The 12751-nt window shown below is 70.0% G+C and carries 4 protein-coding genes, 1 tRNA gene and 2 rRNA genes; 6 read left to right on the top strand and 1 reads right to left on the bottom strand.

Annotation, left to right across the window (positions count from 1 at the left end; genetic code table 11):
* The 3 genes from ACFWRO_RS08785 to ACFWRO_RS08775 form a co-directional block, all read left to right on the top strand.
* A 23S ribosomal RNA gene (locus ACFWRO_RS08785) occupies positions 1–94 on the top strand; the annotation flags it as partial.
* A gap of 74 nt (positions 95–168) precedes the next feature.
* Positions 169–285, top strand: a 5S ribosomal RNA gene (gene rrf / locus ACFWRO_RS08780).
* A 4-nt stretch (positions 286–289) separates the two neighbouring features.
* Positions 290–365, top strand: a tRNA-Thr gene (locus ACFWRO_RS08775).
* A 103-nt stretch (positions 366–468) separates the two neighbouring features.
* Here ACFWRO_RS08775 and ACFWRO_RS08770 read toward each other — a convergent pair.
* Positions 469–3120, bottom strand: coding sequence for a SpoIIE family protein phosphatase (locus tag ACFWRO_RS08770; protein ID WP_384506303.1), 2652 nt, complete (start codon positions 3118–3120; stop codon positions 469–471).
* A gap of 270 nt (positions 3121–3390) precedes the next feature.
* Here ACFWRO_RS08770 and ACFWRO_RS08765 point away from each other — a divergent pair, with 270 nt between their 5' ends.
* From ACFWRO_RS08765 to ACFWRO_RS08755, 3 genes are all read left to right on the top strand, one after another.
* Positions 3391–8895, top strand: a complete 5505-nt coding sequence (locus ACFWRO_RS08765; protein ID WP_384506300.1) for a HAMP domain-containing protein — start codon at positions 3391–3393, stop codon at positions 8893–8895.
* Positions 8896–9136: 241 nt separating this feature from the next.
* Positions 9137–9811 carry a response regulator gene (locus ACFWRO_RS08760; protein WP_315893446.1) on the top strand — a complete coding sequence of 225 codons (675 nt, stop codon included), beginning with the start codon at positions 9137–9139 and terminating at the stop codon, positions 9809–9811.
* 126 nt (positions 9812–9937) lie between these two features.
* Positions 9938–12745, top strand: coding sequence for a DNA translocase FtsK (locus tag ACFWRO_RS08755; RefSeq protein ID WP_384506297.1), 2808 nt, complete (start codon positions 9938–9940; stop codon positions 12743–12745).
* Positions 12746–12751 lie beyond the last annotated feature (6 nt).

The following is a 12751-nucleotide window of genomic DNA, read 5'->3' as shown; positions in this document are numbered from 1 at the left end:
AGGCTCCCAGTAGACGACTGGGTTGATAGGCCGGATGTGGAAGCCCAGTAATGGGTGGAGCTGACCGGTACTAATAGGCCGAGGGCTTGTCCTCAGTTGCTCGCGTCCACTGTGTTAGTTCTGAAGTAACGAACTGTGCCGATATCCGGTTGGTTAACTTCATAGTGTTTCGGTGGTCATAGCGTTAGGGAAACGCCCGGTTACATTCCGAACCCGGAAGCTAAGCCTTTCAGCGCCGATGGTACTGCAGGGGGGACCCTGTGGGAGAGTAGGACGCCGCCGAACTCCCGCCCTTTTAGCTCAGTCGGTAGAGCGTCTCCATGGTAAGGAGAAGGTCAACGGTTCGATTCCGTTAAAGGGCTCCAGAGAAAACAAAGAAGGCCCCCGCCTGATGGCGGGGGCCTTCTTTGTTTTGTGCTCAAAGTGGTCCCTGTTTCTCCCCCGAAGGAGAGAAGCAGGGACCCGATGTCAGAGGGCCTTCAAGGGCTCCTGGAGGCGCATGGCCAGGATGGCCATGTCGTCGGAGGCGGGCTCCTGGGCGAAGCGTTCCACGGCGCGGAGGATGCGGGCGGCGACCGCGCCGGCCGTCAGGCCCGTACACGTCTTGAGGACCTCGATGAGGCCGTCGTCGCCGAGCATCCTCGTGCCTTCGCGGCGTTCCGTGACGCCGTCCGTGACGCAGAGGAGGACATCGCCCGGTTCCAGGGTGATGGTCTGCTCGTACAGCTCCAGGTCGTCGATGACGCCGAGGAGCGGCTGCGGGTCGGCGGCCGGGACGACCGTGCCGTCCTGGCGGAGGCGCAGCGGCAGGGGATGGCCGGCGCAGACCACCTTGAGGATGGCGGAGCCGTCCTCCTGGGGCCACATCTCGCCGTAGAGGAGCGTCAGGAAGCGGCTGCGGGCGCCCTCGTCGAGGATCGCCGCGTTGAGGCGCTCCAGGACCGCGGGGCCGCCGAAGCCCTCCCTGGCGAGCAGGCGCAGGGCGTGGCGGGCCAGGCCCGTGACGGCGGCGGCTTCCGGGCCCGTACCGCAGACGTCGCCGATGGCGAAGCCGTAGGCGTTGTCGCGGATCGGGAAGAGATCGTAGAAGTCTCCGCCGACCTCGTTGCCCTCGCCGGCCGCGCGGTAGATGACCTCGACCTCGACGTTGTCGATCTGGGGGAGGCCGGGCGGCAGCAGGCTGCGCTGGAGGGACTGGCTGATCGCCATGCGCTCCGAGTAGAGGCGGGCGTTGTCCAGGGCCAGGGCGGCTCGGCGGGAGAGGTCCTCGGCGAGCTCCAGGATCTCCTGGCGGAAGTGGTCGTCGGAGGGCTTGCCCAGGGTGAGCATGCCGATGACGCGGTTGCGGGCGACCAGGGGCAGGACCACCGTCTCGCCGCCGACCGCGGCGGCCGTGGCGAGGGTGGTGTCGATGCCGGCGGACAACGGGCCGCTGCCATGGCCGAGTTCGCGCATCGAGGTGCTGAGCGCGGCCCGGTGGGCGGCCTCGCCCGGGGCGGTCCAGACGCGGGCGCCGGGGGTGGGCACCGGGTCCGGCGGGGCGATGGAGGACAGGAGGGCCTTGAGCCCGTCGATGCGGTCCTCGTCCTCGTGGAGGACGTACGAGAGGTACGGGTCCGAGGCCTGGTCGGCGATCGTGTAGACGGCGCACCAGGTCGCGAGGGTCGGGACGGTCATCTGGGCCATGAGGGCCAGGGTCTGGTCGCGGTCGAGGGTGCCGGCCAGCAGGTCGGAGGCCTCGACGAGGAAGCTGAGGGAGCCGCGGCGGAGCCGTTCGAGCTCGCCGAGGCGGGCCGACTCGACGGCGAGCGCGATGCGGTCGGCGGCGAACTGGAGGCGCAGGGCCTCCTCGTTGGAGTAGCGGTTGGAGCCTTCGGCGGCGACGCCGAGGGAGCCGGTGAGGCGGCCCTCGACCTTGAGCGGCACGGTCACGACGGAGCGCATGCCGGTGCCCTCGAGGAGCGGTACGGCGCCGGGGACGGCCGCCAGGTCCTCGTGGACGGCCGGCATCCTGGCGGAGCCGTAGCGGCTGGCGCCGGTCTCCACGGGGACGCGGGCGAAGCGCTGGCGGGCGGAGGGGAGGCCGGTGGTGGCCCGGACCTCCAGTTCGGTCTCGTCGTCGGTGGCGAGCAGGAGGAAGGCGGAGTCGCCGTCGAGCATGTCGCGGGCGCGCTCCACCGTGCGCTGCAGGAGGCCGTCGAGGTCGTCGGGGGCCGGGGAGCCGATGAAGACCTCGAAGGGGTCCGTGGCGCGGCTCTCGGAGCCGCCGTCGGAGCCCGCGGGGCGCTGGGGGGTCTGGAGGATGGCGCGCTCGTACTCCCGTACCAGCAGGCAGACCGTCGAGGGCTCGCCCGTGGCGTCGCGTACGCGTAGGTGGGAGGCGTAGACGGGGATGATGCGTCCGTCGGCGCAGCGGATGCCGTAGCTGCCCTCCCAGCGGGAGAGGCGCAGGGCCTCGGCGAGGCCGGTGCCGATGCCGGGGGTGTGCGGCCAGGCTGCGAGGTCGCCGAGGGGCTTGCCGGTGACCTGCTCGGCGGCGTACCCGAAGAGCTCCTCGGCGTCCTCGTTCCAGGAGGTGATGGCGCCGCCGCGGTCGATCTGGGCGACGGCGACGCGGACGCGGCTGTCGGCGGTGGGGAGGAGGGCGTCGGGGATGACCGGTCCGGCGGAGCGGGTGCCGATCGGGCGCTCGGGCAGATCGAGCTGGAACCAGACATGTTTCCGCGAGGGCGTGTACTCCACGCCCCAGCGGGTGGCGAGGGCGGCGCACAGGAGCAGGCCCCGGCCGTTCTCGCGGTCGGGGTGGGCGAGGGTGCGGCCGCCCTGGACGGGGATCTCGCGCTCGGGGTAGCGGTCGGCCACCTCGACGCGGATGCCGTCCTCGCTTCGCAGGCACAGGACGTCGGCCGCGGTGCCGGCGTGGATGACGGCGTTCGTGACGAGTTCGCTGGTCAGAACGACGGCGTCGTCGACGACCTCGGCGTACCCCCAGCCCTGGAGGGTGTCCCGGACGAAGGCGCGGGCGGTCGCGACGGACCGCCCCACCGGGTCGAAGGTGGCAGCCGCCCGCGCGGTGATCACAGAACTCCTCGTACGCGTCTCGACGCCCGGCTCCGCCATGGTTCGGTCTGCCCCTCCCGCTGCGCCCGGTGGTCGTTTCGCGCCACCCCGCCCCCGCCGGGCGGCCCGGGGCGGTTGGACAGCCGGATGCCAGGTTACTTACCTTCGCTGTCCGAGCGGATGCCGGTCGCAACTGTTTCCGTCCCACGGGGACGGGGACGCTATGCGAAGCTGCCGAACTGTTATCGCCAGGTTCGCCTGCGGTGAAACACTGGGCAGGCTTGTGGTGACGGCCCGGGCAGTACGGTCAACCCCTTCGGGAGGGACACGGTGGAGTCTGGCACGGCGGCGCGGCGCGGTGGTGGTGGCACGACGCGCGCGAAGGGCGGACGGCCCCGGAGCGGTGAGACGGTGCAGGTGGACGCGGCGGCCATGGAGCGGCTGCTGGCCGCCCTGGTGTCGATGCGGGACGGGAACTTCCGTAAACGACTGACCGTGTCGGGCGACGGGATGATGGCGGAGATCTCCGCCGTCTTCAACGAGGTCGCCGACCGGCAGATGCATCTGACCGGCGAGTTGTCGCGGGTCAGGCGCATGGTGGGGCGTGAGGGCAAGCTGTCCGAGCGCCTGGAGGCCGGTCCCAGTGAGGGCGCGTGGCTGGCGGCGATCGAGGCCGCGAACGCGCTGGTCGACGACATGACGCGGCCCGTCTCCGAGGTGGGGCGGGTGCTTTCGGCGGTGGCCGAGGGTGATCTGGGTCAGCGGATGGACCTGCGGTCCGAGGGGCCGGAGGGTCGGCCGCTGCGCGGGGAGTTCCTGAAGGTCGCCCGGACGGTGAACAACCTGGTCGACCAGTTGTCGGCGTTCACCGACGAGGTGACGCGGGTCGCACTCGAGGTGGGTACCGAGGGCATCCTCGGCGGTCAGGCCCAGGTGCGTGGAATGTCCGGTTCGTGGAAGGACCTCACGGACTCGGTCAACACGATGGCGTATCGATTGACCGCGCAGGTACGTGACATCGCTCTCGTCACGACGGCGGTGGCCAAGGGTGATCTGTCCCGGAAGGTCACGGTTCATGTGGCCGGGGAGATGCTCCAGCTGAAGAACACCGTCAACACGATGGTGGATCAGCTGTCGTCGTTCTCCTCCGAGGTGACGCGAGTCGCCCGCGAGGTGGGCACCGAGGGCGAGCTGGGCGGTCAGGCGGAGGTCGCCGGGGTCGGCGGTGTGTGGAAGGACCTCACCGACTCCGTCAACACGATGGCGGGAAACCTCACCAATCAGGTGAGGGGTATCGCCGAGGTCACCACGGCGGTCGCCAACGGCGATCTGTCCCAGAAGGTCACGGTCAGCGCGCGCGGCGAGGTCGCGCAGCTCGCGGACACCATCAACCAGATGACCGAGACGCTGCGGACGTTCGCCGACGAGGTGACCCGGGTGGCGAGCGAGGTCGGCGCCGAGGGTCTGCTCGGCGGGCAGGCACAGGTGCCCGGCGCGGCCGGCACGTGGAAGGACCTGACCGACTCGGTCAACACCGTCTTCCGGAACATCACCACGCAGGTGCGGGACATCGCCCAGGTCACCACGGCGGTGGCCAACGGTGACCTGTCTCAGAAGGTCACCGTCGACGTGGCCGGCGAGATGCTGGAGCTGAAGAACACCGTCAACACGATGGTGGACCAGCTGTCCGCGTTCGGTTCGGAGGTGACCCGGGTCGCGCGGGAGGTCGGTGTCGAGGGTCTGCTCGGCGGCCAGGCGCACGTGCCGGGCGCGGCGGGGACCTGGAAGGACCTCACCGATTCGGTGAACAACGCGTTCCGGAACCTGACGGGTCAGGTGCGGGACATCGCGCAGGTCACGACGGCGGTGGCCAACGGTGACCTTTCTCAGAAGGTCACGGTGGACGTGGCCGGCGAGATGCTGGAGCTGAAGAACACCGTCAACACGATGGTGTCGCAGCTGTCGAACTTCGCCGACCAGGTGACGCGGATGGCGCGTGACGTGGGCACGGAGGGCCGCCTCGGCGGTCAGGCGCGGGTCGACGGTGTCTCCGGTACGTGGAAGGAGCTCACCGACTCCGTCAACTTCATGGCCGGCAACCTGACGTCCCAGGTACGGCAGATCGCGCAGGTCACGACGGCGGTGGCGCGGGGTGACCTGTCGCAGAAGATCGACGTGGACGCGCGCGGCGAGATCCTGGAGCTCAAGAACACCATCAACACGATGGTCGACCAGCTCTCCGCGTTCGCGGAGCAGGTGACCCGGGTGGCCCGCGAGGTGGGTACGGACGGCCGGCTCGGCGGTCAGGCGCAGGTGCCCGGCGTGGCCGGGGTGTGGCGGGACCTGACGGACTCGGTGAACGGCATGGCCGGGAACCTCACCGCTCAGGTCCGTAACATCGCGGGCGTCGCCACGGCGGTGGCGCGCGGTGACCTGTCGCAGAAGATCGACGTGGACGCGCGCGGCGAGATCCTGGAGCTGAAGAACACCCTCAACACCATGGTCGACCAGCTCTCCAGCTTCGCGGAGCAGGTGACGCGGGTGGCCCGTGAGGTGGGTACGGAGGGCATCCTGGGCGGTCAGGCCGAGGTACAGGGGGTCTCCGGCACCTGGAAGGACCTCACCCAGTCGGTGAACTTCATGGCCAACAACCTGACTTCGCAGGTGCGGAACATCGCCGAGGTCACCACGGCGGTCGCCAAGGGCGACCTGTCGAAGAAGATCACCGTCGACGCCAAGGGCGAGATCCTGGAGCTGGTGACGACCGTCAACACGATGGTCGACCAGCTGTCCAACTTCGCCGACGAGGTGACGCGGGTGGCCCGCGAGGTGGGTACGGAGGGAATCCTCGGCGGTCAGGCGCGGGTGCGCGGGGTCACCGGCATCTGGAAGGACCTGAGCGACAACGTCAACCTGATGGCCAACAACCTGACGAGTCAGGTGCGGAACATCTCCCGGGTCTCCTCGGCGGTCGCCAACGGCGATCTGACGAAGAAGGTGACGGTCGAGGCGCGCGGCGAGGTCGCCGAGCTGGCCGACACCGTCAACACGATGGTGACGACCCTGTCCTCGTTCGCGGACGAGGTGACCCGAGTCGCCCGCGAGGTGGGTACGGAGGGCGAACTGGGCGGCCAGGCAACGGTTCCGGGTGTCTCGGGCACCTGGAAGGACCTGACCGAGTCGGTGAACTCGATGGCCTCGAACCTGACGGGTCAGGTGCGCCAGATCGCCGCCGTCACGACCGCCATCGCCAAGGGCGACCTGACCAAGAAGATCGACATCGACGCGCGCGGTGAGATCCAGGAGCTGAAGAACACCATCAACACGATGGTCGACCAGCTGTCCTCCTTCGCCGAGGAGGTCACGCGCGTGGCCCGCGAGGTGGGTACGGAGGGCATCCTCGGCGGCCAGGCGCGCGTCCGGGACGTCGACGGCACCTGGCGAGACCTGACCGAGTCCGTGAACGAGATGGCCGGGAACCTGACGCGGCAGGTGCGCGCGATCGCGGCCGTCGCCACGGCGGTGACCCGGGGCGATCTGAACCTGAAGATCGACGGCGTGGACGCGGCGGGCGAGATCCAGGCGCTTCAGGACAACATCAACACCATGATCGCCAACCTGCGCGACACCACCCTCGCCAACGAGGAGCAGGACTGGCTCAAGGGCAACCTGGCCCGGATTTCCGGTCTGATGCAGGGCCGGCGCGACCTGGACGACGTCGCCTCGCTCATCATGAGCGAGCTGACGCCGGTCGTCTCCGCCCAGCACGGCGCCTTCTTCGTGGCGATGCCGACCGGCTCCGCGACCGGCGGCGCCGAACTCGGCCGGCAGGGGGAGAACGCGTACGAGCTGCGGATGCGCGGCAGTTACGGCTATTCGGCCGGTTCCATGCCGACCTCGTTCCGGCCCGGTGAGACGCTCATCGGGACGGCGGCCGAGGAGAAGCGGACGATCCAGGTCAATGTGCCGCCGGGCTATCTGAAGATCTCCTCGGGGCTCGGAGAGGCCGCCCCGGCGCATGTGATCGTCCTTCCCGTCCTCTTCGAGGGGAAGGTGCTCGGTGTGATCGAGCTGGCCTCGTTCCAGCCGTTCACGCAGATCCAGCGGGACTTCCTCAACCAGCTCGCCGAGCTGATCGCCACCACGGTCAACACCATCAGCGTCAACACGAAGACCGAGGTGCTGCTCAAGCAGTCCCAGGAGCTGACCGAGCAGCTGCGCGAGCGTTCGGCGGAGCTGGAGCACCGGCAGAAGGAGCTCCAGGGCTCCAACCTGGAGCTGGAGGAGAAGGCCGAGCTGCTCGCCCGGCAGAACCGGGACATCGAGGTGAAGAACACCGAGATCGAGGAGGCCCGGCAGGTCCTGGAGGAGCGGGCCGAGCAGCTCGCGGTCTCCATGCGGTACAAGTCCGAGTTCCTGGCGAACATGTCGCACGAGCTGCGGACCCCGCTCAACTCGCTGCTGATCCTGGCGAAGCTGCTCGCCGACAACGCGGACCACAACCTCTCGCCCAAGCAGGTCGAGTTCGCCGAGACCATCCACGGCGCCGGTTCCGATCTGCTCCAGCTGATCAACGACATCCTCGACCTGTCCAAGGTCGAGGCGGGCAAGATGGACGTCTCCCCGACCCGTATCGCGCTCGTCCAGCTCGTCGACTACGTGGAGGCCACCTTCCGGCCGCTGACCGCCGAGAAGGGGCTCGACTTCTCGGTCCGGGTCTCGCCCGAGCTGCCCGCCACGCTCCACACCGACGAGCAGCGCCTGCTCCAGGTGCTGCGCAACCTGCTGTCCAACGCGGTGAAGTTCACCGACTCGGGCGCCGTGGAGCTGGTCATCCGGCCGGCCGGGACGGACGTGCCGCAGTCGATCCGGGAGCAGCTCCTGGAATCCGGTTCGCTGCGCGACCCGGAGGCCGACCTGATCGCGTTCTCTGTGACGGACACCGGCATCGGGATCGCCGCGGGGAAGATGCGGGTGATCTTCGAGGCGTTCAAGCAGGCGGACGGCACGACCAGCCGCAAGTACGGCGGTACGGGCCTGGGTCTGTCGATCTCCCGGGAAATCGCGCGCCTGCTGGGCGGTGAGATCTACGCGGCGAGCGAGCCGGGCCGCGGCTCCACGTTCACGCTCTACCTGCCGCTGAGCCCCAGCGAGCTGCCTCCGCACGGCTACGGGCCGGGGGAGCAGGGGACGGTGGACCCGCGCACGGGTCTGGAGGACGGCTCTATGGGCGCGATCCTGCCGCCGTTCCCGCCCACGCCGATGGCGGCCGATCTGCGCTCCGGCGCAGGGGCGCTGTTCCGGCACCGGCGCAAGGCGGTGCAGCAGTCCGGGTTCGACGAGCGGCAGCCGGCGCTGCCTGGCCAGCCGGCCCGGGGCGGTCAGGCCGAGCAGGCGGCCGACGAGGACCGGGTGGAGGCCGAGCCGCGCCGTACGTTCCTGTTCAGCGGCGAGAAGGTGCTGATCGTGGACGACGACATCCGTAACGTCTTCGCGCTGACCAGCGTCCTGGAGCAGCACGGGCTCGCGGTCCTGTACGCGGAGAACGGCCGAGAAGGCATCGAAGTCCTGGAGCAGCACGACGATGTGACGGTCGTGCTGATGGACATCATGATGCCCGAGATGGACGGATACGCGACGACGACCGCGATCCGCCGGATGCCGCAGTTCGCCGGGCTGCCGATCATCGCGCTCACCGCGAAGGCGATGAAGGGCGACCGGGAGAAGGCGATCGAGTCGGGCGCCTCCGACTACGTCACCAAGCCGGTCGACCCCGATCACCTGCTGTCGGTGATGGAGGAGTGGATGCGCGGAAACGGAAGCGAGGGTTGTTGACGCACTGTCGCCGCAGGCGTGTGAGAGGGCGGGATCCGGGGAACCTTCTGGTCTCTCACCACGTTTCTGCTACGTGCACAGTGACATCGTGGTGACAGGGTGTGGCGACAGGCGGGGTGCGGCTACCATGACCGGCACAAGGACGGACGGCGCATGGGAGTCGTCTTCTGGGGCGGCGCCCGGTGCTTCCCTCGGCTCGGCGAGTCGGGGAGAGCCGATGCCGGGGCGAGGAGGACGGGGCATGGTGCAGAAGGCCAAGATCCTCCTGGTCGATGACCGGCCGGAGAATCTGCTGGCGCTGGAGGCCATTCTCTCCGCGCTCGATCAGACGCTGGTGCGGGCATCGTCCGGGGAGGAAGCGCTCAAGGCGCTGCTGACCGATGACTTCGCGGTCATTCTGCTGGATGTCCAGATGCCGGGAATGGACGGATTCGAGACCGCCGCGCACATCAAGCGGCGTGAGCGGACCCGGGACATCCCGATCATCTTCCTCACCGCGATCAACCACGGACCGCACCACACCTTCCGCGGGTACGCGGCGGGCGCGGTGGACTACATCTCCAAGCCGTTCGACCCGTGGGTGCTGCGCGCCAAGGTCTCGGTCTTCGTCGAGCTGTACATGAAGAACTGCCAGCTGCGCGAGCAGGCCGCGCTGCTCCGGCTCCAGCTGGAGGGCGGCGGTTCCGGCGGCCACGCCAAGGAGTCGGCCGGGCTGCTCGCCGAGCTCTCCGCCCGCCTCGCGGCGGTCGAGGAGCAGGCCGAGGCGCTGTCCAAGCAGCTCGACGACGACTCGGCCGATGCCGCCGCCGTCGCCACCGCCGCCCATCTGGAGCGCAAGCTCACGGGGCTGCGGCGGGCCCTGGACGCACTGGAGCCCGGCGCGGGCGGACCGCCCGTGCTGCCCTCACAGAGCTGACGCGGCGTCAAGCTGTGACCGCCCGCGGTGAGCGGGCGTCAGTTCCACGCCCTGGTAGGGGCGACACGAACGGGTGAGCCCGGATGGCACGTGTCCCGCGCGGCTCACACCGGTAACCTCAGCATCATGGCCTCACGTACGTCCGGCAAGGGTTCCCAGGGCGCGGCGGGCACCGCGAAGCCGCGCGCCGGCCGTACGAGCGGCGCCGCGAAGAAAGCGGCGCCCGCGAAATCGCCCGCCAAGCCGCCCGCGAAGAAGACCGCGGCGAAGAAAGCCGTGCCCGCGAAGCGCGCGCCCGCCAAGAAGACCGCCGCGAAGAAACCGGCGCCCAAGCCCGCGCCCTCTCCGACCGGTGGCGTGTACCGGCTGGCGCGCGGGCTCTGGCTCGGCCTCGCGCACGGCGTGGGGGCGCTCTTCCGGGGGATAGGGCGCGGAGCGAAGGGCCTCGACCCCGCCCACCGCAAGGACGGCCTGGCGCTGCTGCTGCTCGGTGTCGCCCTGGTCGTCGCCGCCGGCACCTGGTCCAACCTCCGCGGCCCGGTCGGCGACCTCGTGGAGATGCTCGTCACCGGCGCGTTCGGCCGGCTCGACCTGCTCGTGCCGCTGCTGGTCGGCGCGATCGGCGTCCGGCTGATCCTCTACCCGGAGAAGCCCGAGGCCAACGGGCGGATCGTCATCGGCCTGTCCGCCCTCGTCATCGGGGTGCTCGGACAGGTCCACATCGCCTGCGGCTCGCCCGGCCGGGGCGAGGGCACCGAGGCCATGCAGGACGCCGGCGGGCTCATCGGCTGGGCCGCGTCCAAGCCGCTGATCTTCATGACCGGCGAGGTCCTCGCCGTACCGCTGCTCGTGCTGCTCACGATCTTCGGGCTGCTCGTCGTCACCGCGACGCCCGTCAACGCCATCCCGCAGCGGCTGCGCGCGCTCGGCGCCAGGCTCGGCCTGGTCGAGCCGGCGTACGACCCCGAGGCCGACGCGGAGGCGTACGACGACGACTGGCGCGAGGCCGACCCGCAGCCTGCCGCGCGCGCCCGGCGCACGCCCCCCGGGGCCTCGCAGGTGTACGACGTCGACCAGGCCGAGGAGGAGGCCCTCACCCGGCGCAGGCGCCCGCGCAGGCCCTCGGTGCAGCCCCCCTTCGACCGGCCCATGGACGCCGTGGACGTGGCCGCCGCGGCCGCCGCAGCCCTGGACGGCGCCGTGCTCAACGGGATGCCGCCCTCCCCGCTGGTCGCCGGCCTCACCCGGGACGTCACCGCCGAGCGCGCGGCGGCGGTCGCCGCTGCCGCCGCCGAAGCCGCCCGGGAGGGCGAGGCCGAGGCCCCGTCAGCCGCGCCGGTCCCGGGCGCCCGCGTCGAGAAGGCCGGGCGGCTGCCCGGAGCCGTACCGGACCTCACCAAGCCCGCGCCCGAGCACTCCGAGCTGCCGCCGCGCGCGGAGCAGCTCCAGCTGTCCGGGGACATCACGTACGCGCTGCCCTCGCTCGACCTGCTGGAGCGCGGCGGGCCCGGCAAGACGCGCAGCGCGGCGAACGACGTCGTGGTGGACGCGCTCTCCAACGTCTTCAGCGAGTTCAAGGTCGACGCGGCCGTCACCGGCTTCACGCGCGGGCCGACGGTCACGCGGTACGAGGTCGAGCTCGGCCCCGCCGTGAAGGTCGAGAAGATCACGGCCCTGACCAAGAACATCGCGTACGCCGTGGCCTCCCCGGACGTACGGATCATCTCGCCGATCCCCGGCAAGTCCGCCGTCGGCATCGAGATCCCGAACTCCGACCGGGAGATGGTCAACCTCGGCGACGTGCTGCGGCTCGCCGCGGCCGCCGAGGACGACCATCCGATGCTGGTCGCGCTCGGCAAGAACGTCGAGGGCGGCTACGAGATGGCCAACCTGGCGAAGATGCCGCACGTCCTGGTCGCCGGCGCCACCGGCTCCGGAAAGTCCTCGTGCATCAACTGCCTGATCACGTCGGTGATGATAAGAGCGACCCCCGAGGACGTCCGGATGGTGCTCGTCGACCCCAAGCGGGTCGAGCTCACGGCGTACGAGGGCATCCCGCACCTGATCACGCCGATCATCACCAACCCCAAGCGTGCCGCCGAGGCGCTGCAGTGGGTGGTGCGCGAGATGGACCTGCGCTATGACGACCTGGCCGCGTTCGGCTTCCGGCACATCGACGACTTCAACGAGGCCATCCGCAACGGCAAGGTCAAGCTGCCCGAGGGCAGCGAGCGCGACCTGAAGCCGTATCCGTACCTGCTGGTGATCGTGGACGAGCTGGCCGACCTGATGATGGTCGCGCCCCGGGACGTCGAGGACGCCATCGTCCGGATCACCCAGTTGGCGCGGGCCGCCGGCATCCACCTGGTGCTCGCGACGCAGCGGCCGTCGGTGGATGTCGTGACCGGTCTGATCAAGGCGAACGTGCCCTCGCGGCTCGCGTTCGCGACCTCCTCCCTCGCGGACAGCCGGGTCATCCTCGACCAGCCCGGGGCCGAGAAGCTCATCGGGAAGGGTGACGGACTGTTCCTGCCGATGGGGGCGAACAAGCCCGTCCGCATGCAGGGTGCCTTCGTCACGGAGGCCGAGGTCGCGGCCGTCGTCCAGCACTGCAAGGACCAGATGGCGCCGGTCTTCCGGGACGACGTCACCGTCGGCACCAGGCAGAAGAAGGAGATCGACGAGGAGATCGGCGACGACCTGGACCTGCTCTGCCAGGCCGCCGAGCTGGTCGTCTCCACGCAGTTCGGCTCCACCTCGATGCTCCAGCGCAAGCTGCGGGTCGGCTTCGCCAAGGCCGGGCGGCTGATGGACCTCATGGAGTCGCGGAGCATCGTCGGACCGAGCGAGGGGTCCAAGGCGCGGGACGTGCTCGTCAAGCCGGACGAGCTGGACGGGGTGCTCGCCGTCATCCGGGGGGATTCCGAGGGGTAGCGGGGA

Source organism: Streptomyces sp. NPDC058579, from assembly GCF_042718575.1.
Classification (GTDB): Bacteria; Actinomycetota; Actinomycetes; order Streptomycetales; family Streptomycetaceae; genus Streptomyces.
Note: the sequence above shows the minus strand (reverse complement) of the source record. Positions and strands in the feature narration are given on the sequence as shown.